Raw genomic sequence first — 25,527 nt, 5'->3', positions numbered from 1 at the left:
GAGTCAGCCGGGGATCGGCTCGGCGGCGTACCGGCCGCGTAACCGCTGGACCGCGTCGTCCATATGGTCCCGCAGCAGCCGGTGTACCCGGGGCGCCGCGGCGGCTCCGATCGCCTCGCGCAATGTCACATGCTCCTGGGCCTGGACGCCCAGGTCCGGGTAGGTGGTCTGCAGGGCGCCCAGGCACATCCGGGTCTCGATCAGCAGCGTGCGCGCCGCCCGCACCAGCCGCGGGCTCCCGGCGGCCGCCACCAGCGCCTCGTGGAACTGCCGGTCCGCGTCGGAGACGCCCGCGGCGTCCCCGGCCCCGGCCCGGTCGAGCATGGCCTGCACGCTGGGAGCCAGTGCCTCGTAGGCGATCTCTCGGCGGCCGTCGAGGATCAGGGTGAGCGCTCCGCCCTCGATGGCGGTGCGCGCGCGGTAGATATCGACGACATCGGCGAGGGTCAGCTCGATGACGAAGATGCCACGATTGCGGATACTGTGCAGCAATCCCTCCGACACCAGGCGCTGCATGGCTTCCCGGACCGGCCCCCGGGAGACCCCGAACTGTGCGGCCAGATCGGCTTCGCCCAGCTGGGCGCCAGATTCCAGGCTGCCGCGCACAATCGCCTCGCGCAGTTTGTCCGCGATCACCTCGGCGGTGGACCGCTGATCCACCGGTTCGAAATCAATCACCGCCATGAACAGACCCTTCCGCGAACAATGCGCCCAACGAGGACGATATCGGGCTTGCGCCGACGAGCCGCAATCCCTCCCAGATGGTGACCTGGTTCGCGGTGAGCACCGGTTTGCCCAGCGCTTCTTCCAGCCGCGGCAGTACCTCGAGGGTGTGCATGGCGGTATCGGGGATCAGTAGCGCCTGTGCGTCGGGGTGGTCGCCTGCGACAGCGAGTTCGAGTACCTGCTCGGTGGTGAGGGTGCCGACCTCGGCCGCGGTGTCGATACCCGCGCTCCGGAACGCGACGACGGTGATCCCGGCGTCGGCCAGGAACTCGGCGAACAGCCGGGCGACCTCGTCGGGATAGCTCGCCGCCACCGCCACCCGGCGCACACCGAGCGCCCGGGCCGCCGAGACGAACGCGAAACTGGTGCTGGAGGCGGGGACGCCCGCGGCGTCCGCCAGGCCCCGGACCTGTTCGCGGGCCCCGCCCGGGCCGAAGACGAAACTGCCGGAGGTGCAGGCCCAGACGACCGCGTCGGGTTGCAGTGCGGCGAGCTGCTCCGCCCCGTGCCGCAGTTTGTCCGGACTGCCCAAATCCAGCAGTTCGGGAATCGCGTGCAGATCGGTGCCGTAGATATGGGCCACCGGCAGGCGCACTCCGAGCAGCGTTTCCGCGCGCGGGTAGTCGTCCTCGGCGGCGTGGTCGGGGTAGATGAAACCGATCGTGGGTGCCGTCATGGGCTCTCCGTTCCTGAATCGGGTCGTCTCGGGGGACGGCATATCTCAGAACACCTCCAGCAGCCAGCGGCCGGGACCCATCATGGGAAGTTTCATCCGGCCGAGGCAGGCCCACATGGTGAGCTGGTTGGCGGTGAGAATCGGCTTGCCCAGGGCCTTTTCCAGCGGCTCGATGATGTCGTAGGTGGGCAGGTTGGTGCAGCTGACGAAAATGGCCTCGGCCCGCGGGTCGTCGGCGCCGATGATCCGTTCGGCGATGGTGCGGTAGTTGACCTTCCAGATACCGCCGCCCAGGCCCAGATGTTCGGAACGGACCACCGTGCAACCGGCCTCGTCGAGGAAATCGCGCAGTTTGCCGGTGAGCAGTTCGTCGTAGGGGGTCATGATCGATATCCGGCCGATACCGAGATGGCGGATGGCCTCGAGCAGCGCGCCGGAGGTGGTGACGGCGTTCGCGGCCCCGGCGCGGCAGATGGTGTCGCGCAGCGAGCGTTCGTAGTCGATGCCCTTGATGAAACTACCCGAGGTGCACAGATAGGCGACGACCTCGGGTTCGACGTGCAGCACATTACGTGTCGCGGCGGTAAGGTGCACCGCGTCGGAAACCAGTTCGGCCATGGCCAGTGAGACCGGTACCGGTTCGTACGGTGTCCGCGCCAGGTGCAGGCTGACCTCCAGCGGTGCCCAGCGCCAGAGTTCGCGTTCGAGCGCCAGGTCGAACGGCGCGATCACACCGATGCCCCGCTGCGCGACCGGGCCCTCCATATCGGGAAAATCGAACTCCACTGCGGCCCCTCTCGCACTCAGCCGGGAAGACCTCCGAGAACGATCGGATTGTTGACAATCATACGATGTGACCATACCGTGTCAATATGGAATCGGGACCGATTGTCACCGTTGTGCACAGTGGCCGTCCGCCCGATCCGGCCCTGATGGCGCCGGTGAGTGCGCGGGCCACGGTGCGGTACACCGACTCTGCCGGATTGGCGGACGCGCTGCCCGGTGCGCGGGTGCTCTTCGTCTACGACTTCCAGACGCGTGCGCTACCCGACGCCTGGCCGGCGGCCGACCGGCTGCAGTGGGTGCATATCGCCGCGACCGGTGTCGATACCGTGCTCTTCCCCGAACTGTGCGACAGCGACGTCGTCGTTACCAACACCCGGGGCGTTTTCGACACCGCCATCGCCGAATACGTCCTCGGGCAGATCCTCGATTTCGCCAAGGACCTCACCGGCTCCAACCGGCTGCAACAGCAACAGGTCTGGCGGCACCGCGAATCCGAGCGTATCGCGGGCGCCACCGCGCTCGTCGTCGGCACCGGGGCGATCGGCCGAGCCGTCGCCGGACTGCTGCGTGCCGCGGGGATGCGGGTGCGGGCCGTGGGCCGCCGGGCCCGCCACGACGACCCGGATTTCGGTGTCGTGAGCACCGACCTGTACGCCGAACTTCCCTGCGCCGACTACGTGATCGCCATCGCCCCGCTCACCGACCGCACCCGGCATATGTTCGACGCCCGTGCGTTCGGTGCCATGAAACCCCACGCCCGCTTCGTCAATGTTGGCCGCGGTGAACTCGTGGTGACCGACGATCTCGTCGCCGCCCTGCGGTCGGGAGCAATAGCCGGCGCCGCACTGGACGTGGTGGACCCGGAACCGCTACCGTCCGGCCATCCACTGTGGACCCTGCCCACCGCGCGCATCACGCCGCATAATTCCGGTGATTTCATCGGCTGGCGTGCCGAGATGGTCTCCGCGTTCGCCGCCAATTTCGACCGCTGGTCGGCCGGCCGTCCGCTGGACAATGTCGTCGACAAAACGCTCGGGTACGTGCCCGGCTGAAGGAGGGCCCAGATGAGCCGACCCGAGACCCCGCGACCGACCGACCCTGTCGAGATGACCGCGGTGGAACTGGTCTCGGCCTATGCCGCCGGGACCCTGTCCCCGGTCGAAGCGACCGAGGCCGTGCTGGCCGCTATCTCCGCCCGCGATACCGATATCAACGCCTACTGCCTCGTCGACCCCGACCGGGCGCTGGTGCAGGCCAAGGATTCCGAGGCCCGCTGGCAGTCCGGGCACGTCCGCGGCCTGCTCGACGGGGTACCGATCTCGATCAAGGACATCTTCCTCACCGAGGGCTGGCCCACCCGGCGCGGCTCCCTCAGTATCGGCCCGGAGGGGCCGTGGCCGGTGGACAGTCCCGTCGCCGCCCGGGTGCGGGAGGACGGCATGGTGATCGTCGGTAAGACGACCACCCCCGAGATCGCCTGGAAGGGCGTGACAGACAGCCCGCTCACCGGAATCACCCGCAACCCCGTCGACCCCACCCGCACTGCGGGAGGGTCCTCCGGCGGCAGCGCCGCGGCGGTCGCGGCCGGCATGGGCCCGGTCTCGGTCGGCACCGACGGTGGCGGCAGCGTGCGGATCCCGGCCGCCTTCTGCGGCATCGTCGGATTCAAACCCACCCACGGCCGCATCCCGCTGTACCCGGCCAGCCCGTTCGGCCCGCTGGCCCACGGCGGACCGCTGACGCGCACGGTCGAGGACGCGGCACTGCTGCTCGATATTCTCGCCCTCGCGGACCCGCGCGACCCCACCGCGCTCGCGCCCACGCTGACCACCTTCCGCGGGCAGATCCAGCGCGATGTCCGCGGCGTGACCGCCGCCTATTCGCCGACGCTGGGGTATGTGCGGCCCGATCCGGAGGTCGAGGCGATCGTGTCCGGGGCCGTGGAGGCGCTCGCGGCCGCCGGGTTGCGCGTCTCGGCTGCCGACCCGGGCTTCGCCGATCCTCGTGAGGCCTTCGATGTGATGTGGGCGGCGGGCGCCGCGGCCATGCTGGCGAACTTCCCGGCGGGCGCGCGCGAGAAGGCCGACCCCGGCCTGCGGCGGGTCTGGGAACACGGTGAAACCCTCACCGCGACCGATTATCTCGACGCCCGCGCGGTCGCCGCCCAGGTGGCGATCACCATGGGGACGTTCCACACCGCCTACGACATCCTGCTCACTCCGACGGTCCCGATCACGGCGTTCGAAGCGGGCCACGATGTACCGCCCGGCAGCGATATGTCGGACTGGCCGGATTGGACGCCCTACACCTATCCGTTCAATCTGACCCAGCAGCCCGCACTCAGCATTCCGGCCGGGCGGACGAGTAACGGCCTGCCGGTGGGGTTGCAGATCGTGGGGCCCCGGCACTCCGATGACCTGGTGTTGGCGATCGGGCGGTACGCGGAGGCCGTGCTGGCCGGACGCTGAGCTGTGTTTATCGGCGCGCCTTCGGCGCCCGGGGCCGAGGCCCCTTCGGTCCCACCGTTCAGGTCTCGAGACTCGCGGCTGCGCCGCATGCGATGCGCGGCGGGCCGTCCATAGAGGGCGACCATTGAGCGCTTTCGGCCAAGGGGCGGGACGGGCCTCGCCCCTTTCAGGGCCTCGTAAGACTCGGCGCCGAGCGGGTAATTCTCTACGTGAAGGCGGTCAGACGCCAGCGTCACCCGGGCGGTCGGGTCGGCATCCGCCAGGCCGTCGAATGCCGACGCAACCGCATGTGTCGAGTAGTGCGAGACCAAGGGGGCCTCAACCCCGGCGGCGCCGAAGGCGCCGCCAAAAACACATCACCTTCACGAGCAGGCCCGCATCTCGGCTATCGCGTGCTGGTGTCGTGTACCCACCTCATAGGGACCGGACCGCGTCTCCGCCGTCGTGAGCCGGCTCGCGTTTCGCTGTCGCGGGTCGGCCCACTTGCGCCGACCGTGTGTGCTGTTCTCAGGCCCGGGCGAAGGCGAGCGTTTCGCCGGATACGCCGTGCAGCCACAGCGTGTTGCAGGCGGCGGCCAGTTCCGGCAGGCCCTCCTCGATGGTGGCGAAGACATTACCGGGCACCCAACCCAGGTCGCCGTTGATGAGCAGGTTGTTGCGGCCGTAGAACAGCGCGAGATCGGTGGCGCCCTGCTCGTGGTGGGCGGCCGACCCCGGTTCGTACCCGTAGGCGGGATTGCCGATCTCCCAGGGTTCGAAATCGAACAGGCAGACATCACCCGGGATCGGGGTGACCGTCGGGTTCTCCCGGTGCGGGGCACCGGGAATCCGGGGCACCAGTGTGTACAGCTCGTTGCGCGCGTATTTGGCGTGGAAAGCGTCCCCTTCCTGGGGAAGGGCCTCCCACACCGCGGCGCAGGTGCGCGGCGCCTCGTCGTCGAGCAAACGGGCACGGCAGGTGAGTCCGGTCTTGGTGAGCGTGATCGTGAGGTAGCGGGCCATGGATCCGTCCTGGGCGTCGGGTGAGGGCGGCGACGTTGCCGGAGATTTCGTGCGGTCAGCCGCCCAGTTCGGTGAGGACCTCGGACCAGATGGTCAAGGCGTCGGCGATCTGGGCTTCGGACACGATGAGCGGGGGGATCATCCGCACCACGTTCATATGGGCGCCGCAGGTCAGTAGCAACAGGCCTTTGGCGGCGGCCGATTGCTGGGCCGCGGTGGCGGTTTCCCGGTCCGGGGCTCCGTCGGGAGTGGTGAACTCCGAGCCCACCAGCAGGCCGAGGCCACGGACGTCGCCTACGGCCTTGGTCTCGGCCGCGCGCACCCCGGCGAGCAGTTGTTCGCCGCGGACCGCCGCGTTCTCGACCAGCCCTTCCGATTCGATCACCTCCAGGGTGGCCAGGGCGGCCGCGCAGGCGACGGCGTTTCCACCGTAGGTGCCACCCTGTGATCCGGGCCAGGCCTTGCCCATGAGCTCTGCCGAAGCGGCGATACCGGAGATGGGGAAGCCGCTGGCCAGCCCCTTCGCCATGGTGATCACATCGGGGCGGACGTCGAAGTGCTGATGGCCGAAGAACTTTCCGGTGCGGCCGAATCCGGTCTGGATCTCGTCGAAGATCAGCAGGATGCCGTAGCGGTCGGCGCGTTCGCGCAGACCCTGGAAGAACTCGCGATTGCCGGGAATATAGCCGCCCTCACCGAGCACGGGCTCCACGATGAACGCGGCGGTTTCCGCGGGGGAGGTGAGGGTGGCGAATATGTAATCGAGTTCGCGCAGCGCGAAGGCGGTGGCCTCGGCCTCGGTCCAGCCGTATCGGAAGGCGGTGGGGAAGGGCGCCACGTGCACGCCCGGCATCAGCGGGCTGAAACCGGCAGAGAAGCGCGTGCCGGAGGTGGTCATGGTGGCGGCGGCGACGGTCCGGCCGTGGAAACCACCGTGGAAGACGATTACATTGGGCCGGCCGGTGGCCTGGCGGGCCAGCCGCAGCGCCGCTTCGACGGCTTCGCTGCCGGAATTGGCGTAGAACACCGAGTCGAGTCCCGTGGGCAGCACGGTGCCCAGGCGTTCGGTCAGGTCCAGCATCGGCCGGTGCATCACGGTGGTGTACTGGCCGTGGATCAGCTTGCCGACCTGCTCCTGGGCCGCCGCGACGACCCGGGGATGGCAGTGGCCGGTGCTGGTGACGCCGATACCGGCGGTGAAGTCGAGGAATCGGCGGCCGTCGACGTCGTAGAGATAGCAGCCGGCGCCGTGATCGACGGTGACCGGTGTGGCCTGTTTCAGGATCGGGGAAAGTTCGGCCATGGTGTTCCGCCTCCCGGGACAGTCGGTGCGGCGCGCCGGACCGACGGGTGTGCGAGGCCGAGTGGAAGCCACTCGGAAATTGTCGGATTGTTGACAATATGAATATCACGATAGGACTGCCCGCGGCAATGGTTCGCGAGATGCGCGTCCGCCGCGTATCCGATCGGCCGGGGTGTCGCGCGGCGACCCGCTAGCCGTGTGGCCCGGCGGTCCGACGCGTTCGTGGCGAGTTCGGGCTCACTCCCGCAGCCAGATGGCCTCGGCGGCGATACTGCCCAGATCGGTCAAGGAATCCTCGCGCCCGATCCGCACCGCGATGGTGCCCGCGAAATCGCGCCGTTCCACCACGACGATCGCCGTGTCCAGGGCGATACCCACCGAATCGAAATACCGCAGCATCTCCGGATCGGAATCGGAGATACGGGCCACCCGGCCCGACTCACCGGCCTCGAAATCGCTCAACCGGCGCGCGGGCGGCGTGGGCACCGCCCCGTCGACCGACGGGATCGGATCGCCGTGCGGGTCCCGGTCGGGGAACCCGAGTTTCGCGTCGATCCGGGCCATCAGTAGGTCCGAGACCGCGTGCTCGAGGATCTCCGCCTCGTCATGCACCTCGTCCCAGCCGTAACCCAGCTCGCTCACCAAGAAGGTTTCGATCAGGCGGTGCCGGCGCACCATATCGATGGCGGCCCGGCGGCCGTCCTCGGTCAGGGTGATGGAGCCGTAGCGGGCGTGTTCGACCAGGCCCTGGTCCGATAATTTGCGCACGGCCTCCGACACCGTGGAGGCGGAGACGCCGATCCGCTCGGCGAGCAGTTTGGTACTCACTCGCTCCTGCGACCACTCCTGGGCGGTCCAGATGACTTTCAGATAGTCCTGGGCCACCGACGACAGTCCCGGAGCGGCCGATTCCCCGGCGTCGGCGAGGTCCCGTCGGGTGGCGATATCTCGTTTTCCGGGCACAATCACGAGCTTAAGCATTCCCGGGGCGATACACATATTGCGCCGTCTCCGGGAAACCCGGTGTTCGCCCGGGCGTTGCGCAGTCGAACACCGGTCGCACCCGAATACGGTACGGCCGCATGTTTGCGTAGGCTTGGCGTCTGTGCAGAGGTGGCGAAGTCTCGACGACGTACCCGCGGACTGGGGGCGGTGCGTTCTCACGATCGGCGTGTTCGACGGTGTTCATCGCGGACACGCGCAGTTGATCAGCCGGGCGGTGAAGTCCGCTGCCGCGCGTGGTGTCCCGGCGGTACTGATGACTTTCGACCCGCACCCCATGGAGGTGATCCGGCCCGGCTCCCATCCCGCGCAGCTCACCACGCTCACCCGGCGCGCCGAACTCGCCGAGGAGTTGGGCGTCGACGTCTTCTGTGTCATGCCCTTCACCCACGACTTCATGAAGCTCACCCCGGGCGAGTACGTGCACGACCTGCTGGTGGAGCGGTTGCACGTGAGCGAAGTGGTGGTCGGCGACAATTTCACCTTCGGTAAGAAGGCCGCGGGCACCGTGGACACGATGCGCGAACTCGGCGGCCGGTTCGGTTTCGAGGTCGACGGCGTGACCCTGCTGGGCGAGCATGCCGTCACCTTCTCCTCTACCTACATCCGCGCCTGTGTCGACGCCGGCGATATGGCCGCCGCCGCCGACGCGCTGGGCCGCCCGCACCGGGTCGAGGGTGTGGTGGTGCGCGGCGACGGCCGCGGCCGCACGCTGGGTTTCCCCACGGCCAATATCGCACCCCCCATGCACGCCGCCATCCCGGCCGACGGGGTCTACGCGGGATGGTTCACCGTGCTGGGCCCGGGGCCGAGTATCGGCACGGTGACTCCCGGCGAGCCCGTGATGGCCGCGATCTCGGTCGGTACCAATCCCACCTTCTCCGGCCGCGCCCGGACGGTCGAGGCCTATGTTCTGGACCGTGAGGCCGATCTTTACGGGCAGCACGTGGCCGTGGATTTCGTGGACCATCTACGCGGGATGCGGAAATTCGACTCGGTCGACGAACTGGTCGCGGTCATGGGCCGGGATGTGGCCGCGACCCGCAAGATCCTCGGCTCCGAAAGCTGATTCCGGCCCGGTGCGGGCGGGCGGTGACGTCTCGGGTAGGGTGGCCCGTCGGGTCTGCTGCGGTCCGCGGCGGCGCCCAACCCGGATATCCGGCCGGATCGTCACGATATGCGCCGTCGGCGAATATCGAGTGCTGCGGTCACCGGGCCCTTGTGCGCGGAACTGAGAAACAGGAGTGGATGCCCCATGGCGCTGACCACCGAGCAGAAGAAGACCATTCTCGCGGAGTACGGTCTGCACGAGACGGACACCGGTTCGCCGGAGGCCCAGATCGCGCTGCTGACCAAGCGTATCTCCGATATCACCGAGCACCTGAAGGTGCACAAGCACGATCACCACACCCGCCACGGGCTGATGGCGCTGATCGGTCGGCGTAAGCGGCTGTCGAAGTACCTGGCCAGCAATGACATCAACCGCTACCGCAGCCTGATCGAACGCCTCGGCCTGCGGCGCTGATCGATCCTGAACACGCCCGGTTCCATGAGCCGGGCGGTACGTATGCCGACGGGGCGCATACAATCGCCTCGTCGGCATTTTCGTGTATCGGGGGTTCCCGGACACGGAACGACAGAACCAGCCGTGCACACCCGCGCTCGTGGCGTCGGTCTTCGGTAGTGGCTTTTCGGCCCGGACATAGATGCGCCGGAGAGCTTCGATCGATGACCGCCTCCGCGTCGCCGGCTCCAAGGGGAGCCCGGCCGGGTGTACGCGCCGCAGCACGAATACGGCCACCGCTGACCCCGACGGTCACCGCGGTTCCGCCGACGCGCCGCGTTCGAACCTGGTACGGCTGACATAGCCGGATCGCGCCACCGGGCGCCGTATCCGGCGAGACGAGAGGTTGAGAACAGAGAAATGCCAGAAACGATTGAACGCTCGAAGAGCTCGGCCATCGAGGTCGAACCGGGTGTTTTCGAATCCGTCGCGCTGATCGACAACGGCGCGTTCGGCACCCGTACGGTTCGCTTCGAGACGGGTCGGCTCGCGAAACAAGCCGCCGGATCGGTCGTCGCCTACCTGGACGACGAGACCATGCTGCTGTCGGCGACCACCGCCGGTAAGTATCCCAAGGACCAGTTCGACTTCTTCCCGCTGACCGTCGATGTCGAGGAGCGGATGTACGCGGCGGGCCGCATCCCCGGTTCGTTCTTCCGCCGTGAGGGCCGTCCCTCCACCGACGCGATCCTCACCTGCCGGCTGATCGACCGGCCGCTGCGCCCGTCGTTCGTCGACGGCCTGCGCAACGAGATCCAGGTCGTGGTGACCGTGCTGAGCCTCGATCCCAAGGATCTCTACGACGTGGTCGCCATCAACGCGGCGTCGGCGTCCACCCAGATCTCGGGCCTGCCGTTCTCCGGTCCGGTCGGCGGCGTGCGGGTCGCCCTGATCAACGATCCGGCGGTAGGTACCGCCGAGGGTGGCCAGTGGGTCGCCTTCCCGACCGTCGAGCAGCTGGAGAAGGCTGTTTTCGATATGGTCGTGGCCGGCCGGGTCACCGAGACCGGTGATGTGGCGATCATGATGGTCGAGGCCGAGGCCACCGACAATGTGATCGCGCTGATCGACGGTGGCGCGCAGGCGCCGACCGAGGCCGTGGTCGCCGGGGGGCTCGAGGCCGCCAAGCCGTTTATCGCGCGGCTGTGCCGGGCGCAGCAGGACCTGGCCGAGCTCGCGGCCAAGCCCACCGAGGAATTCCCGCTGTTCCCGCCCTACGCCGACGACGCGTACGCCGCCGTCGAGGAGGCGGCGAAGGCGCCGCTGTCGGAGGCGCTGAGCATTGCCGGCAAGCAGGAGCGCGACGAGAAGATCGACGAGATCAAACTCGAGGTGCTGTCCCGTCTCGGCGAAGCGTTCGAGGGCCGGGAGAAGGAGCTGGGGGCCGCGTTCCGCTCGGTCACCAAGAAGCTGGTCCGGCAGCGCATCCTCACCGACGGCTTCCGGATCGACGGCCGCGGTCTGGCCGATATCCGGGCGCTGTCGGCCGAGGTCGCCGTGGTGCCACGGGCACACGGTTCGGCGCTGTTCGAGCGCGGCGAAACCCAGATCATGGGTGTGACCACCCTCGATATGGTCAAGATGGCGCAGCAGGTCGATTCACTCGGCCCGGAAACCTCCAAGCGCTATATGCACCACTACAACTTCCTGCCGTATTCGACCGGTGAGACCGGTCGTGTCGGTTCGCCCAAGCGCCGCGAGATCGGCCACGGCGCGCTGGCCGAGCGGGCGCTGATCCCGGTGCTGCCCAGCCAGGAGGAGTTCCCGTACGCAATCCGGCAGGTGTCGGAGGCGCTGGGCTCCAACGGTTCGACCTCGATGGGTTCGGTCTGCGCCTCGACCCTGTCGCTGCTCAACGCCGGTGTGCCGCTGAAGGCGCCGGTCGCGGGTATCGCCATGGGCCTGGTGTCGGACACCGTCACCAACGAGTCCGGTGCGCAGGAGGTCCGCTATGTGGCGCTGACCGATATCCTCGGCGCCGAGGACGCCTTCGGCGATATGGACTTCAAGGTCGCCGGCACCCCGGGCTTCGTCACCGCCCTGCAGCTCGACACGAAGCTGGACGGGATCCCCTCGCAGGTGCTGGCCGGTGCGCTGAGCCAGGCGCACGACGCTCGCACCACCATCCTGGACGTGATGGCCGAGGCCATCGCCACCCCGGACGAGATGAGTCCCTACGCCCCGCGGGTCACCGCCATCAAGATCCCGGTCGACAAGATCGGCGAGGTGATCGGGCCCAAGGGCAAGATGATCAACCAGATCACCGAGGACACCGGCGCCAATATCTCCATCGAGGACGACGGCACCGTGTTCGTCGGCGCCACCGACGGCCCGTCGGCGCAGGCGGCGATCGACGCGATCAACGCGATCGCCAATCCGCAGCTGCCCAAGGTCGGCGAGCGGTTCCTCGGCACCGTGGTCAAGACCACCGCCTTCGGTGCGTTCGTTTCGCTGCTGCCGGGTCGTGACGGTCTGGTGCACATCTCGAAGCTGGGCAACGGCAAACGCGTGGCCAAGGTCGAGGACGTGGTGAACGTCGGCGACAAGCTGCGCGTGGAGATCGCCGATATCGACAATCGCGGCAAGATCTCGCTGGTCCCCGTCGACGAGACCGCCGACGAGGCGCCCGCCGATGCGGACGCGACGGCGACCGAGTAGTACTGGTCGTGTGACGGAGCAGAAATCGACGGCCCCCCTGCGCCCGAGTGGGCAGGGGGGCTCGTCATCGGCGTGGCGGATCGGCGAAACGGTCGATATCGACCACGGAGTACGACGTACCGTCCTGCCCGGTGGTCTGCGCGTGGTGACCGAGCATGTACCCGGCGTACGGTCGGCGTCCATCGGCGTCTGGGTGGGGGTCGGCTCGCGCGACGAGGGCCCGACCGTCGCCGGTGCCGCGCATTTCCTGGAACATCTGCTGTTCAAGGCCACGCCGAGCCGTTCGGCGCTGGATATCGCCGAGGCCATGGACGCCGTGGGCGGCGAACTCAACGCGTTCACCGCCAAGGAGCAGACCTGCTACTACGCCCATGTGGTGGACGAGGATCTGCCGCTGGCGGTGGACCTGGTCACCGATGTGGTGCTCAACGGCCTGTGCCGGGCGGCCGATGTCGATGTGGAACGGCAGGTCGTGCTGGAGGAGATCGCGATGCGCGACGACGATCCGGAGGATCTCGTCGGGGACGCTTTCCTCACCGCGCTGTTCGGTGATCACCCGATCGGCCGGCCGATCATCGGCTCGGTGGAATCCATCGAGGGGATGCGCGCGAGCCAGCTGCGTTCCTTCCATCAGCGCCGCTACACCCCCGACCGGATGGTCGTCGCGGTCGCGGGCAATATCGAGCACGAACACACCGTGGAACTGGTGCATCGCGCGGTCGCTGGGCGGCTCGACCCCGGCGCGCAGCCCGCGCCGCGGCGCGAGGGCCGGTTCCGTACCCGCGACGAGCCGAGGCTGACCTGGTCCCACCGGGACAGCGAACAGGCACATCTGGTGTTCGGGGTGCGGGCCTACGGCCGCCACGAAGGACAGCTGCGGTGGCCGCTGTCGGTGCTCAACACGGTGGTCGGCGGCGGTCTGAGTTCCCGGCTGTTCCAGCGCATCCGGGAGGAACGCGGGCTGGCCTACTCGGTGTATTCCAGTGTGGACACCTTCGCCGACACCGGCGCGTTCTCGGTGTACCTGGGCTGCCAGCCGGAGAACCTCGGTGAGGTGGCGACGCTGGCCCGCGGGGTACTCGAGGAGATCGCCGCGGACGGTATCACCGATGCCGAATGCGCTCGGGCCAAGGGTTCACTGCGCGGCGGGTTGGTGTTGGGCCTGGAGGATTCGGCGTCCCGGATGAACCGGATCGGCCGCAGTGAACTCAGCTACGGCAACCACCGCAGTGTGTCCGAGACGTTGGCCCGGATCGATGCGGTGACCACCGAGGAGGTCGGCGAGGTCGCGGCGGCGCTGCTGTCCCGGCCGTTCGCCGCGTCGGTGGCGGGCCCGTATCAGCGGGTCCGTGATCTTCCGGCGCCGGTGCGCCGACTCGCTGTGAGCTGAACCAGGCGGCCCGGATACCGGATCGCGCACGGTTCGGTGTTTCGGGCGGTCGGCGGGTTTCGCTGTATTGCCGAGCCGGGCGCCTCGTCCGCTCGGGCGTCAGTCGCCCGCGCGGGAGGCCGCGCGATTGGCGGCGCCGACGACGGAGTCCAGCAGACCGGGCAGGGCCCGGTCGAGGTCGCCGGTGCGCAGTCGCTGGTAGGTCTGTCCCTCGATCATCAAGCGTTCGATGACACCGGCTTCGCGCAACACCTTGAAGTGGTGGGTGGCGGTGGATTTGTTGATCACTTCGTAGAGTGCGGCGCAGCGTACGGCATCGTCCGCATTGTGTAGGCGGCGGACCATTTCCAGACGCACCGGGTCTTGGAGCGCGGCCAGGACCTCGGGGAGCGGGGCCACCTGCGTCGGGGTATCCGTGATCGGTGTGGTCTGTGTCATGATCTACTCGCTCGGGTTTGATGATCATCGAACCTCGGTTTAGGCTCGATGTAGTTCGATCAACGTCAAACTTACCTGTTTCGGGGTTCTCATGGCAGCGACAGCGGCGGTACTCACCGACGACAGAACGATCCAACCCTGGGCCTACGGTCTCGTCCTCGGCGCGACGGGTGTCGCCCTCGGGGTCTCCGGTGTACCGGCCCCGCTCTACGGTCTCTACGAACAGCAGTGGCATCTCTCCCCGCTGACCACCACCGTCGTCTTCGCGGTCTACGCGATCGCGGCCCTCGCTGCCGTCCTGGTCTCGGGCCGGATCTCCGATGTGGTCGGGCGCAAACCCGTCCTGCTCGGGGCCTTCGGCGTGATGATCGCCGGCCTCGTGGTGTTCGTCCTCGCCGATACCGTGCCCATGCTGCTGCTCGCCCGCGCCCTGCACGGGATGGCCGTCGGGGCCACCGTGGTCGCGGGCGCGGCGGCACTGCTGGATCTGCGCCCGCATCGCGGCGCGCGTTCGGGTCAACTCACCGGCGTCGCCTTCAATGTGGGCATGGCGGTGGCCATCATGGGCTCGGCGCTGCTGGCCCAGTACGCACCCCATCCGTTGCGCACACCGTATGTGGTGATCAGCATCGTCTGCCTGCTCGTCACTGCGGGTGTACTGGCCTTACGCGAACCGCACGGGGCGCGGGTCGCCGGCCGGATCCGCATCGCCCGTCCCGCCGTACCCCGCGAGATCCGCGCCGACTTCTGGTTCGCGGCGATGGGGGTCATGGCCGCGTGGTCGGTGCTCGGCGTGCTGCTGTCGCTGTATCCGTCGCTGGCCGCGCAGCAGACCGGTATCCACAACCTCGTCTTCGGCGGGGTCGTGGTGGCGGTGACCGCGACGGCGGCCGCGCTCGTCCAGTTGTTCGCCACCGCGATTCCGGCCCGCCGCGCGGCCGTCGGCGGCGATATCGGAATGGCCGTCGCCCTGGTCCTCACCGTGCCCGCGCTGGGTACGCACAACTGGGTCGCGGTGCTGGTGGCCGGTGTCCTGCTCGGTGCCACCTTCGGTCTCGGATTCGGCGGGTCGCTGCGCCACCTCTCCCAGGTGGTGCCCGAACACCGGCGCGGCGAGACCATGTCCGCCTACTACCTGCTCGCCTACACCTCCATGGCGCTGCCGACCGTCCTCGCGGGCTGGGCCGCCACCACCTGGGGCCTGCACACGGTGTTCCCGTGGTTCGTGGGCGTTGTCGCGGTGGCCTGCCTGGGTGCCGCGACGCTGGGATTGCGCCGCGGCACCCGGTAGCGGCTACGCCAGCCAGCCGCCGTAGGGGACGGTGATCAACTCCAGGTAGTGGCCGTTGGGATCCAGGAAGTACACCCCGCGGCCGCCGTCGTTGTGGTTGATCTCGCCCGCGGCCTGCTGCCGGGGATCGGCCCAGTGTTCGAGACCGTAACGTTGGATCTTGGCGTAGGCGGCGTCGAACTCCTGCTCCGAGACCAGGAACGCGTAGTGCTGGCCCTGGATCTCGGTGATGTGGGGAGGGACGTTCGCGAAATCGAACGTGACTCCGTTGGCGGTGGCCAGGGGAATGAAGTGGCCCCATGGGGCGCCCGGCTCCACGCCCAGGATATCGCCCCAGAATTCGGCCGATTCCCGGTTGTCACGGCATCCGACAATGGTGTGGTTGAACTGAACGGACAAAGGAATATCTCCTCGAGTCGTGCCGGTCCCGACCCCGGGCTCGGTACAAGGCGGCCAACGGGAGCACCGGCACGCCACAGAGAATAGTCCGAACCGGATCATGATCAAACCGCGCGCGGCCTACCGTGGTCACATGAGAATTCGTGGGGCAGTCCTGGAACGGATCGGTGCACCGGTGCCGTACGCCGAGTCGGCGCCGATCACCATCAGCGAACTCGATCTCGCCGAACCGGGGCCCGGCGAGATCCTGGTGCGCATCGAAGCCGCCGGACTCTGTCACTCCGACCTCTCGGTGGTCGACGGCAATCGGGTGCGGCCGGTGCCGATGCTGCTGGGTCACGAAGCCTCCGGCAAGGTCGTCCAGGCAGGTCCCGGCGCCGATCTGTCCATCGGACAGCGAGTCGCGATGACCTTCCTGCCGCGCTGCGGCGAATGCGCCGGATGCACCTCCGGCGGCCGGACCCCGTGTATCCCCGGCAGCGCGGCCAACAACGCGGGCGAACTACTCGGCGGCGGCCGGCGACTACACCGCGCCGACGCCGAGGTACACCATCATCTAGGAGTCTCCGGATTCGCGACACACGCGGTGGTGGACCGGCGTTCCGTGGTGCCGGTGGACGACGACGTGCCGCCGGAAGTCGCCGCCGTGCTGGGCTGCGCGGTCCTGACCGGCGGCGGCGCCCTGCTGAACTCGGCGAAACCCGCCGCGACCGACCGGGTCATGGTGGTGGGCCTCGGCGGTGTGGGTATGGCTGCCGTCCTGGTGGCCGTCTCCCTGGGGGTCCGGGAGGTCATCGCCGTAGACACGGTCCCGGACAAGCTGGCGCTGGCCCGCGAGCTCGGGGCCGACAACGCGTATACGCCCGCCGAAGTCGCCGACCGGAGTGTCCAGGCGGAAGTCGTCGTCGAAGCGGTCGGCTCCGCCCGGGCCTTCGAGAGCGCGATCGCGGCCACCGCGCCCGGCGGTGTCACCGTAACGGTGGGTCTGCCCGCCCCCGACGCCCGCGCGACAATCTCACCACTGGGCCTGGTGGCCCAGGGCCGCTCGATCGTCGGCAGCTATCTGGGTTCGGCGGTCCCCTCGCGTGATATCCCCGAGTACGTCCGGATGTGGCGCGAGGGCCGCCTCCCGGTGGAGAAACTCATCTCCGCCCGGATCGGGCTGGCGGATATCAACGGCGCCATGGACGAACTCGCCGCCGGGCATGCCCTCCGCCAGGTGATCATCTTCTGAACTGTGTTTGTTTGCGGCGCCTCCGGCGCCGCGGGTCGGGGCCCTGTGCCCCCGAGTCTTCCCTCCTTCGCCCCGTCGGTCCGGAATCGGGGCGGGCCCCGACCACTGAGGTAGACCACCCGGAACAGACAGAAGGTGGACGCTGTCGTGCACCTGGATCAGCCCGGCGAGGCTCACGACCCTATAAGTGCTCAATGATCGCTGGTTTCCGGACGGTCGGCCGCAACGCTCCGTTGTTGCCCAGTTCGGGTGCTGATCCGGAAGGGGCGGCCACGATCACCGCTGATGTGCACTCCGGATCGGGCCACAAGGCTCGGCATGGCAAGCGAGCGGCCTGATCGAAGCACCGGGTGCAGAGCCTGCCACCTGATACAGCGACGAACGGGCACACCGATCCGGTGCCGAGTTCAGCCAGGCCCTCGAAGGGGCGAGGCCCGTCCCGCCTTTCGAGCCTCGAAGCGCATGCGCCGAAGGCGCGAGTCTCGAGGCCCGAACGGCGGGACCGAGGGGGCCTCGACCCCGCGCCGTCGCAGGCGGCGCAAATATAGACAGTAGGCTCGGTGCGCAGGTCGGACGACGAACAGGGAGTGGCGAGGTGACGGAACCGATTCGGGTTGGCGTTCTGGGAGCGCAGGGCAAGGTCGGGCAGGCCATCTGTGCGGCCGTCGAGGCGGCCGCCGATCTCGAGCTCGTCGCCGCGGTCGACAAGGACGACCCGCTGAGCCGGTTCGTCGAAACCGGCGCCCAGGTCGTGGTCGACTTCACCCACCCCGATGTGGTGATGGGCAATCTGCAGTTCCTGGTGGAGAACGGGATCCACGCGGTGGTCGGGACGACCGGGTTCGACGACGCGCGGCTCGACCAGGTGCGGGGCTGGCTGGCCGGGCGGGCGGAGGTCGGCGTGCTGATCGCGCCGAATTTCGCGATCGGAGCGGTGCTGTCCATGCGGTTCGCCGAACAGGCCGCCCGGTTCTTCGAATCGGTCGAGGTGATCGAGCTGCATCATCCGAACAAGGCCGACGCGCCGTCGGGTACCGCCTACCGGACCGCCGGGATCATCGCCGAGGCCCGGGAGAAGGCGGGCGCCGGGCCGGTCCCGGATGCCACCACCACCGAACTCGCGGGTGCGCGCGGGGCGGAGGTCGGCGGGGTGCGGGTGCATTCGGTGCGGCTGGCGGGTCTGGTGGCGCATCAGGAGGTGCTGTTCGGGACCCAGGGGGAGACGCTCACCATTCGCCACGATTCGATCGACCGCTCGTCGTTCGCGCCCGGTGTCCTGCTCGGGGTGCGCCAGATCGGTCTGCGGCCGGGGCTCACCGTCGGCCTCGACCCGTTCCTCGACCTGTGAGCGATTCCGCCGGTGGATCCGGCCGCGAGGTGTGGAAGATCGTCGCGATGGTGGCGGCGCTGGTGCTGGCGCTGATCTTCTATTTCTTGTGGCTGGGCCGGATCGCGGTGGCGCTGCTGACCTCTGGGGAGGTCGCGGCCATCGCGCTGGGTGTCGGGGTGCTGATCCTGCCGTTGCTGGGGGTGTGGATGGTCGTGTCCACCCTGCGGTCGGCGCTGGATCATCAGCGGCTGGCCCGCCGGATCCACGACGAGGGCCTGGAATTGGATACCGCGGATCTGCCGCGTCGTCCGTCCGGACGGGTCGAACGCGCGGCTGCCGACGAACTGTTCCTGTCGGTGAAGAAGGAATGGGAAGCCGACCCCGACAACTGGCGGGTGTCCTACCGGCTGGCGCGTGCCTACGACTGCGCCGGCGATCGTTCCCGGGCCCGCGACACCATGCGCCGCGCGGTGGAACTGGAGAAACACGAGCGCCGCACCGGAGCCTGAGACCGTCGCCGGGAGCCGTTAGGCTCGGTGATGTGCCGAGGCTGCTGATCGTCCACCACACACCGTCCCCGCATATGCAGGCGATGTTCGAAGCGGTCCTGGCGGGGGCGACCGACCCGGAGATCGAGGGCGTGGAGGTCGTGCGCAGCGCCGCCCTGTCGCTCTCCCCAACGGACGTATTGGAAGCCGACGGGTACGTGCTCGGTACCCCGGCCAACCTCGGGTACATGAGCGGCGGCCTGAAACACGGCCTGGATGTCATTTACTACCCCTGTCTCGATTCGACCCGTGGCCGCCCGTTCGGGGCGTACTTCCACGGCAACGAGGGCACCGAGGGCGCGGAGAAGGGCATCACCTCGATCACGACCGGGCTCGGGTGGGTGAAGGTAGCCGACTACATGGTGGTATCCGGGAAGCCATCCAAGGCGGACCTCGAAGCGTGCTGGGAACTCGGCGCCACGGTCGCCGCTCAACTAATGGAGACATCACTTGGATAAGGCAACAATCGCGGTCATTGTGTCGACTGCGAGTGCGGCAGTTCCGCCTCTTCGAAGGTGAACGGCCGTTGCCCGGCAGCGTCGGCCAGCACGTCATGCGTGACGACCAGCGCGGCGAGGGCGTCGGGTTGGTGCTGTTCCGCGTCTACCCGACCCGGGTCAGCAGGTGTCGTTGGCGCAGGCGTTCGGGTGCGCGCGAGTGGTGTTCAACGACGCGCCGCTCGGCGGGAGGCCTTCGAGAACGGGTTGTCATACATCCCCGACGGTGAGTTGTCCTAACGCCTGACCGAGGTGAAGAAAACGCGGGAGCGGGTGTGACTGGCCGAGGTGTCGTCGGTGGTGTTGCAACAGGCGTTGGCGGACCTGAATACCGCCTACCGCAACTTCTTTCTGTGACGGGGAAACGTAAGGGCTCGAAGGTTTCACCGCCGCGTTTCCGGTCCCGCAAGGACAAGAGGCAGGCGATCAGGTTCACGAGGAATCGCCTCAGCGGTGCGGCGCGGGCGGACCGTGCCCGCGGCGTAGAGGTGCTGTTGCTCGACGACGGGGGCTTCGCGGAGGTGCCGGATGCGATCCGGGCGCGGGTCGTGCGGCTCGCGGTCGCGGCTCTGGAGACCGCCGCCGACGGTGCGGTGACGGTCCGGGTGCTGCCCGCGGGGGCGCCGCACTGTGGCGACCGTGCTGGTCAGCGCCGGTGGAGACGATCGCCGCACCGATATCGCGGCCTCGGGCGAGATACTGGTCTCCGAGTGAGGCCGCCATGCCGCGGTGTCCGGTGACTAGGACTGCTCGTCGCGTTTTGGGTGGCCGTAACCGCCGCGCATCTGGTCGCGCAGCGCGCCGGACACCACGCCGGACATCCAGGAGTTCAACGACTGCCCGCTCTGCGCGGCGGCTTCCTCGGCACGCGCCTTCACCTGTTCGACCAGACGCAGGGTGACCCGGCTGATATCGCCGGTCATCTCCTCGAAGCTCGGATTGTCGCCGGCCGGAGCGCGCCGCACCTCGATATCGGCCTCGGTGCCGTGCAGCGAGACACGCACAGTGCGGTCGCCCAGTTCGGCGCTGACGGTATCGGCGAGTTCGGTGAGGGCCGAGAGCAGGGCCAGCCGGGCCGAGTTCTCCACGGCGCCGGCCAGCGCGGCGGCCGTGGCCTGCGTCTTCTCGTCGCCCAGGGCGGCGGCGGCCACCAGGTCCTCGCGGATGCGGACGGTGTATCGGGTCAGATCCATGACACCAGTGTGACGCCATTTCTGATGTCTTTCAAGGACGGAAATGACGACGCTATGGCGGTATCATGCCGTCTTCGGTGGGTTCGGTGGCCGCGAACACCGACGAGGGTGTCGAGCCCTACCAGGTGACCGGGTAGCCTTTCTGACCATGACGAACGGTGAATCGACGCCCCCGGTGTTGAGCGCGTCCGGCACAGTAGGTGTCGCGATGGTGACCCCCTTCAGTGCCGAGGGCAAGCTCGACATAGACACCGGCGTCTCCCTGGCACATCGTCTGGTCGACCGCGGTGTCGACCTGCTCGCGATCTCCGGTACCACCGGCGAATCGCCGACCACCACCGAATCGGAGAAGGCGGATCTGCTGCGCGCGGTCGTCGACGCGGTCGGCAACCGCGCCACCGTGATCGCCGGCGCCGGCACCTATGACACGGCGCATTCGATCGAACTGGCGCGCAACGCCCAGCGCGCGGGCGCGCACGGCCTGCTGGTGGTGACCCCTTACTACTCGCGGCCCACCCAGGAAGGCCTGTACGCGCATTTCACCGCGGTCGCCGATGCCACCGACCTCCCGGTCACCCTGTACGACATTCCGCCGCGCTCGGTCGTTCCGATCGCCTCCGACACCATTCGCCGGCTCGCCGAACACCCGCGGATCGTCGCGGTCAAGGACGCCAAGGGTGATCTGAACGCGGGTGCGGCACTCATCGCCGAGACCGATCTGGCCTTCTACTCCGGCGACGATATGTTGAACCTGCCGTGGCTGGCGATGGGCGCGGTCGGTTTCATCAGTGTGATCGGGCATCTGGTCCCGGAGCGGCTGCGCGAGATGGTGGACGCGTTCAGCGCCGGAGATGTGGTGCGGGCACGTGATATCAACACCAGTCTGCTGTGGCTCAATGCCGCGATGGCCCGCCTCGGCGGTGTCGCGATGACCAAGGGCGGGCTCCGCCTGCTCGGTATCGACGCCGGTGAACCGCGACTGCCGCAGATCATGCCCAGTCCGGAACAGCTCGAGGATCTGGCCGCGGATCTGCGGGCCGCCGGGGTGCTCGAATGAGTGAACCCGCCGCCCGCCGCCCCCGCCGTACCGCCCGGCGCGAGGCCGGTCCGGCCGCCCCCGCGCCCGAACCGCAGCAGGAACCCGTACCTACGCCCGAGGTGGCCGAGCCCGCCGAACCCACTGTCGAAAGGGAAACCGAGACGGTGGCAACCGAATCCGCGCCCGTGACCGAAACCGCCGCCCCGGAAGCCCGGGGCCAGCGATCGCGTCGCGGCGGGAAGGGCCGGCAGTCCGGCCGCGGCCGCGGCGATCAGGCCCGTTCCGCGCCCCCCGTTACTCCGGAGGCCGCCGCCCAGGACCGGCTCGCGCTGCCCCCGAAACTCCCGAAGCATGGCCTGCGGGTCTTCGCGCTCGGCGGTATCGGCGAAATCGGTCGCAATATGACCGTTTTCGAGTACGGCGGCAAGCTGCTGATCGTCGACTGCGGGGTGCTCTTCCCCGAGGACCAGCAGCCCGGTGTGGATCTGATCCTGCCCGATTTCCGGCCGATAGAGGATCGTATCGACGATGTAGTGGCCGTGGTCCTGACCCACGGACACGAGGACCATATCGGCGCGGTGCCGTTCCTGCTGCGGCTACGCCCGGATATCCCCGTGATCGGCTCCAAGTTCACCCTCGCGCTGGTCGCCGCGAAAGGCCGGGAGCACCGATTGCATCCGCGGCTGCTCGAGGTCACCGAGGGGGAGCGCACCGAGCACGGACCGTTCGAATGCGAATACTTCGCGGTCAACCACTCCATTCCGGATGCCCTCGCGGTGGCCATCCGCACCCCCGCGGGGACGGTGCTGCACACCGGGGACATCAAGCTCGATCAGCTGCCGCTCGACGGCCGCCTCACCGATCTCGCCGGATTCTCCCGCCTCGGCGACGAGGGCGTGGACCTGTTCCTGGTCGATTCCACCAACGCCGAGGTCCCCGGTTTCGTCACCCCGGAGCGCGAGATCGGCGGTGTCCTGGACACCGTGATCGGCAAGGCGCGCAACCGGGTGATCGTGGCGTCCTTCGCCAGCCATGTGCACCGGATCCAGCAGGTGGTGGACGTGGCGCAGAAGTACGGGCGCCGGGTGTGCTTCGTCGGCCGGTCCATGGTGCGCAATATGCAGATCGCGCAGGATCTGGGCTATCTGTCGGTGCCCGACGGGATCGTGGTCGATCTCGATCAGGCCGCCACCCTGCCCGGCGACAAACTGGTGCTCATCTCCACCGGTTCCCAGGGCGAACCGCTGTCGGCGCTGTCCCGGATGGCCCGCGGTGACCACCGGCAGATCCATATCCGCGCCGACGATCTGGTGGTGCTGGCCTCCTCGTTGATCCCGGGTAACGAGAACTCGGTGTTCACGGTCGTCAACGGGCTGGCCCGTCTCGGCGCCACCGTCATCACCCAGCAGAACGCGAAGGTGCACGTCTCCGGGCACGCGTCGGCCGGGGAACTGCTGTACCTGTACAACGCCGTTCGGCCGACCAACGCCATGCCCGTCCACGGCGAATGGCGGCATCTACGCGCCAATGCCGCGCTCGCCGTCGCCACCGGCGTGCCCGAGGAGCGGGTGGTGCTGGCCGAGGACGGTGTGGTGGTGGATCTGGTCGATGGAATCGCCTCCATCGTCGGCCGCGTCCCGGTCGGGCACGTCTATGTGGACGGCCTGTCGGTCGGCGATGTCGGCGAATCCACGCTGTCGGACCGGCTGGTACTCGGCGAGGGTGGTTTCATCGCCATTACGGTGGCCGTCGACGAGACCACCGGTAAGGCGGTGAGTCCACCGGAGGTCAGCGGGCGCGGGTTCTCCGATGATCCGACCGCGCTGGCGGAGGCGGCGGAGCTGGTGGAGGCCGAGCTGCTGCGGCTGGCCGGTGAGGGCGTTACCGATACCCATCGCATCGCGCAGGGTGTGCGGCGGATCGTGGGCCGCTGGGTCGCCGACACCTACCGGCGGCGCCCGATGATCGTGCCGACCGTCATCGGCGTCTAGCCGGACGAACGAAACCGCCGGAGGGCTCGGCCCTCCGGCGGTTTCTCGTCTCTGTGGAGCTGCGTCGACTCAGGCGTCGGGCTGGCAGGCCGCCGAATCCAGCTGTGCGGATTTGACGATATTGCAGGCGAATCCGTGCGCGATCTTCCACTGATCGCCTTCGGCCACGAAATCGACGGTCGCGTTCTCCACCGGGCTGCCGCCGATGGTCACATCGGCATCGGCGGTCACCTTGCCGGCGGCCGGTTCGCCGACATTGGTGATCTTGACGGTGACCTCGTTCTTCTTGGCCGCCTCGACCAGCTTGTCGACCAGCTGCGGATCCTGTTCGGCATCCTCGATCCAGGCCACCTTCTCGTCTTCGCCGACCGAGCCGTCGAGCGCCCGGTTGATCTTGTCGTTGAGTTCCTCGGCCGTCGGCTTGGGCAGATTCGGCGCGGGTGTGGTGGTCGGCGCCTTGCCCTCCTCGCGGCCGTCCTGGGTTTTACCCGATTCGAACTCGGCGGCGGTCTCGGTGCTGGTCGCGGCGGCCTCGGTCGAGGAATCCTCGGTGGACGAGCACGCGGTGAAGGTGAGGGCGGCGGCGGCCATCGTCGCGGCGGCCACGACCCGGATCGGTCGAATTTTCACAGTTCTGATTCCCCTACGGTGTAATCGGCGAGTTCGGCGCCGGCCGGAAGATGTGGTCGGTACGAGCTCACAGGTCGTAGCCGGAAGTGCAGTTCCAGTGCTCGATGTAGGCATTGCCCGGGTTGTTGGCCAGCGCCTCGGACCGGGCGGCGGCCTTGGTGGCGCCGGAGCCGTAGCTCAGCCAGTTGTCCGAAACCGCCAGCGCGCCACATCCGTTGCGCCAGGAGATCTTGGCGACGCAGTCGGCGGCACCGCAGCTGCTCTCCGCGGCCGATTCGGCCTCGGCGTAGCTGTCGTAGTCGTAGGACCAGCCGTAGTTGCCGGTGGACAGGGACACCGCGATGGCGCCGTAGTGACTGCTGTACTGGGCGTGCGCCGGCGTCACCGAAGCGACGAACATCGAGCCGATGGTCGCCACCAGAACGGCGGCAACGGTGAGAATCTTCTTCAAAGGTATTCCCCTCTGTGTTTTCGGTCCACGACCCTATGGACCGATGACAACGTACAGAGCATCTCTGCCGGTGAGCAACCGGATCGGCAACACGTTCCCTCCCCGATGGCTGGGTCTCGGCTAGATTCATCGTGTGAACATGGCTCAGCGTGAACGCCGTGCATTGGTCGAAACGATGAAGAGCACCGGCCCGGACGCGCCCACCCTCTGTGGTGCGTGGACGGTACGTGACCTCGCGGCGCACCTGGTGGTCCGGGAGCGACGGCCCGATGCCGCACCGGGAATCATGTTGCGTCCCCTCGCCGGTTATCTGCAGAAGGTGCAGGGCAAGACGGCCCGGCAGGAGTTCGACCGACTGCTGGACAAGATCCGTACCGGACCACCCTGGTGGTCACCGCTGCGCCCGGTGGACGCGATCGCCAATCTCGGCGAGATGTTCGTCCATCACGAGGATGTCCGCCGGGCGAGCCCGGGCTGGGAACCGCGGGACCTGCCGGCCGAGGATCAGCAGCGGTTGTGGGCGACGGTGCGCAGGATGGGGAAGATTGCGTATCGGAAATCCCCCGTACCGGTGGAGCTCTCGACGCTCGGCGAGGACCGGGCTCGGATCGTGGACGGCACCGGACCGGTGGTGACGCTGACCGGTGCGCCGTCCGAACTGTTGCTGCACGCCTTCGGGCGTGATCAGGTCCGGATCGAAACGGCCGGGGAACCCGACGCGGTCCGGCAGGTACTCGAACTCGACCGCTCCATCTGAACGCCGCCGACGGAGGCACGGCCGGGGTGGCGCAGCACCGCCCGGCCCGTCCACCGCATCCGGCATCGACGGCGGTCGAGGCGCGAATCGCCGCCGCCGATCACCCCGCGCCGACCGGCCCGCACCGCGGCGCGAACCGGCCGCGCACACCGCC

General features: G+C 68.4%; 26 protein-coding genes. 15 read left to right on the top strand and 11 right to left on the bottom strand.

Annotation, left to right across the window (positions count from 1 at the left end):
* Window positions 1-3: 3 nt before the first annotated feature.
* The 3 genes from ACQPYS_RS20680 to ACQPYS_RS20670 are packed head-to-tail and all read right to left on the bottom strand — an operon-like array spanning window position 4 to window position 2,167.
* Window positions 4-684 carry a GntR family transcriptional regulator gene (locus tag ACQPYS_RS20680; RefSeq protein WP_063041751.1) on the bottom strand — a complete coding sequence of 227 codons (681 nt, stop codon included), beginning with the start codon at window positions 682-684 and terminating at the stop codon, window positions 4-6.
* On the bottom strand, window positions 671-1,402 hold the full coding sequence (locus ACQPYS_RS20675) for a maleate cis-trans isomerase family protein (protein WP_433490512.1): 732 nt from the start codon (window positions 1,400-1,402) through the stop codon (window positions 671-673). The genes ACQPYS_RS20680 and ACQPYS_RS20675 overlap by 14 nt, the downstream gene beginning before the upstream one ends.
* A 45-nt stretch (window positions 1,403-1,447) precedes the next feature.
* Window positions 1,448-2,167: a maleate cis-trans isomerase family protein gene (locus ACQPYS_RS20670; protein ID WP_218020837.1), complete on the bottom strand. Its 720-nt coding sequence runs from the start codon at window positions 2,165-2,167 to the stop codon at window positions 1,448-1,450.
* A 107-nt stretch (window positions 2,168-2,274) separates the two neighbouring features.
* On the opposite strand from ACQPYS_RS20670, the gene ACQPYS_RS20665 reads away from it, so the two are divergent.
* Window positions 2,275-3,240 carry a D-2-hydroxyacid dehydrogenase gene (locus ACQPYS_RS20665; protein WP_063041576.1) on the top strand — a complete coding sequence of 322 codons (966 nt, stop codon included), beginning with the start codon at window positions 2,275-2,277 and terminating at the stop codon, window positions 3,238-3,240.
* A gap of 12 nt (window positions 3,241-3,252) precedes the next feature.
* Window positions 3,253-4,656 carry an amidase gene (locus ACQPYS_RS20660; protein WP_433490511.1) on the top strand — a complete coding sequence of 468 codons (1,404 nt, stop codon included), beginning with the start codon at window positions 3,253-3,255 and terminating at the stop codon, window positions 4,654-4,656.
* Window positions 4,657-5,163: 507 nt separating this feature from the next.
* On the opposite strand, the gene ACQPYS_RS20655 is transcribed toward ACQPYS_RS20660, so the two are convergent.
* The 3 genes from ACQPYS_RS20655 to ACQPYS_RS20645 all read right to left on the bottom strand — a co-directional run bounded on the left by ACQPYS_RS20655 (window position 5,164) and on the right by ACQPYS_RS20645 (window position 7,942).
* The gene (locus tag ACQPYS_RS20655) at window positions 5,164-5,658 is read right to left on the bottom strand and encodes a DUF3830 family protein (protein WP_063040299.1); all 495 of its coding nucleotides are present in this window, start codon (window positions 5,656-5,658) and stop codon (window positions 5,164-5,166) included.
* Window positions 5,659-5,713: 55 nt separating this feature from the next.
* Window positions 5,714-6,961, bottom strand: a complete 1,248-nt coding sequence (locus tag ACQPYS_RS20650) for an aspartate aminotransferase family protein (protein WP_063040297.1) — start codon at window positions 6,959-6,961, stop codon at window positions 5,714-5,716.
* A 237-nt stretch (window positions 6,962-7,198) separates the two neighbouring features.
* Window positions 7,199-7,942, bottom strand: a complete 744-nt coding sequence (locus ACQPYS_RS20645; protein WP_433490510.1) for a metal-dependent transcriptional regulator — start codon at window positions 7,940-7,942, stop codon at window positions 7,199-7,201.
* A gap of 124 nt (window positions 7,943-8,066) precedes the next feature.
* Between ACQPYS_RS20645 and ACQPYS_RS20640 the strand changes: the two genes are divergently transcribed.
* From ACQPYS_RS20640 to ACQPYS_RS20625, 4 genes are all read left to right on the top strand, one after another.
* A complete protein-coding gene (locus ACQPYS_RS20640; protein WP_433490509.1) occupies window positions 8,067-9,032 on the top strand; it encodes a bifunctional riboflavin kinase/FAD synthetase in 966 nt (321 codons plus the stop codon).
* 186 nt (window positions 9,033-9,218) lie between these two features.
* On the top strand, window positions 9,219-9,488 hold the full coding sequence (gene rpsO / locus ACQPYS_RS20635; protein WP_063040293.1) for a 30S ribosomal protein S15: 270 nt from the start codon (window positions 9,219-9,221) through the stop codon (window positions 9,486-9,488).
* Between the two features lie 399 nt (window positions 9,489-9,887).
* A complete protein-coding gene (locus tag ACQPYS_RS20630) occupies window positions 9,888-12,185 on the top strand; it encodes a polyribonucleotide nucleotidyltransferase (protein WP_433490508.1) in 2,298 nt (765 codons plus the stop codon).
* Window positions 12,160-13,575 (top strand): M16 family metallopeptidase, encoded by a 1,416-nt coding sequence (locus ACQPYS_RS20625; protein WP_433490507.1) that lies wholly within the window; start codon window positions 12,160-12,162, stop codon window positions 13,573-13,575. Before ACQPYS_RS20630 ends, ACQPYS_RS20625 begins: the two co-directional genes overlap by 26 nt.
* A 99-nt stretch (window positions 13,576-13,674) precedes the next feature.
* Here ACQPYS_RS20625 and ACQPYS_RS20620 read toward each other — a convergent pair whose 3' ends face one another.
* On the bottom strand, window positions 13,675-14,013 hold the full coding sequence (locus tag ACQPYS_RS20620; protein ID WP_431939750.1) for an ArsR/SmtB family transcription factor: 339 nt from the start codon (window positions 14,011-14,013) through the stop codon (window positions 13,675-13,677).
* A 91-nt stretch (window positions 14,014-14,104) separates the two neighbouring features.
* Here ACQPYS_RS20620 and ACQPYS_RS20615 point away from each other — a divergent pair, with 91 nt between their 5' ends.
* On the top strand, window positions 14,105-15,304 hold the full coding sequence (locus ACQPYS_RS20615; RefSeq protein ID WP_433490506.1) for an MFS transporter: 1,200 nt from the start codon (window positions 14,105-14,107) through the stop codon (window positions 15,302-15,304).
* A gap of 3 nt (window positions 15,305-15,307) precedes the next feature.
* On the opposite strand, the gene ACQPYS_RS20610 is transcribed toward ACQPYS_RS20615, so the two are convergent.
* Complete coding sequence (locus ACQPYS_RS20610) at window positions 15,308-15,703, bottom strand: VOC family protein (RefSeq protein ID WP_433490505.1); 396 nt, start codon at window positions 15,701-15,703, stop codon at window positions 15,308-15,310.
* 133 nt (window positions 15,704-15,836) lie between these two features.
* On the opposite strand from ACQPYS_RS20610, the gene ACQPYS_RS20605 reads away from it, so the two are divergent.
* The 5 genes from ACQPYS_RS20605 to ACQPYS_RS20585 all read left to right on the top strand — a co-directional run bounded on the left by ACQPYS_RS20605 (window position 15,837) and on the right by ACQPYS_RS20585 (window position 19,559).
* A complete protein-coding gene (locus ACQPYS_RS20605) occupies window positions 15,837-16,937 on the top strand; it encodes an alcohol dehydrogenase catalytic domain-containing protein (RefSeq protein WP_433490504.1) in 1,101 nt (366 codons plus the stop codon).
* A gap of 595 nt (window positions 16,938-17,532) precedes the next feature.
* The gene (gene dapB, locus ACQPYS_RS20600; protein WP_433490503.1) at window positions 17,533-18,285 is read left to right on the top strand and encodes a 4-hydroxy-tetrahydrodipicolinate reductase; all 753 of its coding nucleotides are present in this window, start codon (window positions 17,533-17,535) and stop codon (window positions 18,283-18,285) included.
* Window positions 18,286-18,332: 47 nt separating this feature from the next.
* Entirely contained in the window at window positions 18,333-18,776 is a 444-nt protein-coding gene (locus tag ACQPYS_RS20595) for a hypothetical protein (protein ID WP_431939810.1), read from the top strand.
* Window positions 18,777-18,808: 32 nt separating this feature from the next.
* Complete coding sequence (locus ACQPYS_RS20590) at window positions 18,809-19,273, top strand: flavodoxin family protein (RefSeq protein WP_433490502.1); 465 nt, start codon at window positions 18,809-18,811, stop codon at window positions 19,271-19,273.
* 166 nt (window positions 19,274-19,439) lie between these two features.
* Window positions 19,440-19,559 carry a hypothetical protein gene (locus ACQPYS_RS20585; RefSeq protein WP_433490501.1) on the top strand — a complete coding sequence of 40 codons (120 nt, stop codon included), beginning with the start codon at window positions 19,440-19,442 and terminating at the stop codon, window positions 19,557-19,559.
* Between the two features lie 493 nt (window positions 19,560-20,052).
* Here ACQPYS_RS20585 and ACQPYS_RS20580 read toward each other — a convergent pair whose 3' ends face one another.
* Complete coding sequence (locus ACQPYS_RS20580; protein ID WP_431939740.1) at window positions 20,053-20,505, bottom strand: hypothetical protein; 453 nt, start codon at window positions 20,503-20,505, stop codon at window positions 20,053-20,055.
* Between the two features lie 148 nt (window positions 20,506-20,653).
* On the opposite strand from ACQPYS_RS20580, the gene dapA reads away from it, so the two are divergent.
* Both dapA and ACQPYS_RS20570 read left to right on the top strand, forming a co-directional pair.
* Window positions 20,654-21,562 (top strand): 4-hydroxy-tetrahydrodipicolinate synthase, encoded by a 909-nt coding sequence (gene dapA, locus ACQPYS_RS20575; RefSeq protein WP_063040278.1) that lies wholly within the window; start codon window positions 20,654-20,656, stop codon window positions 21,560-21,562.
* Entirely contained in the window at window positions 21,559-23,535 is a 1,977-nt protein-coding gene (locus ACQPYS_RS20570) for a ribonuclease J (protein WP_431939739.1), read from the top strand. Before dapA ends, ACQPYS_RS20570 begins: the two co-directional genes overlap by 4 nt.
* A gap of 69 nt (window positions 23,536-23,604) precedes the next feature.
* Here the strand turns inward: ACQPYS_RS20570 and ACQPYS_RS20565 are convergent, their stop codons facing one another.
* Window positions 23,605-24,165 (bottom strand): hypothetical protein, encoded by a 561-nt coding sequence (locus ACQPYS_RS20565; protein ID WP_245664725.1) that lies wholly within the window; start codon window positions 24,163-24,165, stop codon window positions 23,605-23,607.
* A gap of 67 nt (window positions 24,166-24,232) precedes the next feature.
* Window positions 24,233-24,616: a DUF4189 domain-containing protein gene (locus tag ACQPYS_RS20560; RefSeq protein ID WP_063040274.1), complete on the bottom strand. Its 384-nt coding sequence runs from the start codon at window positions 24,614-24,616 to the stop codon at window positions 24,233-24,235.
* 133 nt (window positions 24,617-24,749) lie between these two features.
* Between ACQPYS_RS20560 and ACQPYS_RS20555 the strand changes: the two genes are divergently transcribed.
* The gene (locus ACQPYS_RS20555) at window positions 24,750-25,373 is read left to right on the top strand and encodes a TIGR03085 family metal-binding protein (RefSeq protein ID WP_433490500.1); all 624 of its coding nucleotides are present in this window, start codon (window positions 24,750-24,752) and stop codon (window positions 25,371-25,373) included.
* Window positions 25,374-25,527 lie beyond the last annotated feature (154 nt).

Origin of the sequence: Nocardia grenadensis, assembly GCF_050942415.1 — a bacterium.
GTDB lineage: Bacteria > Actinomycetota > Actinomycetes > Mycobacteriales > Mycobacteriaceae > Nocardia > Nocardia grenadensis.
This window is presented reverse-complemented; position numbering and strand designations above follow the sequence as displayed.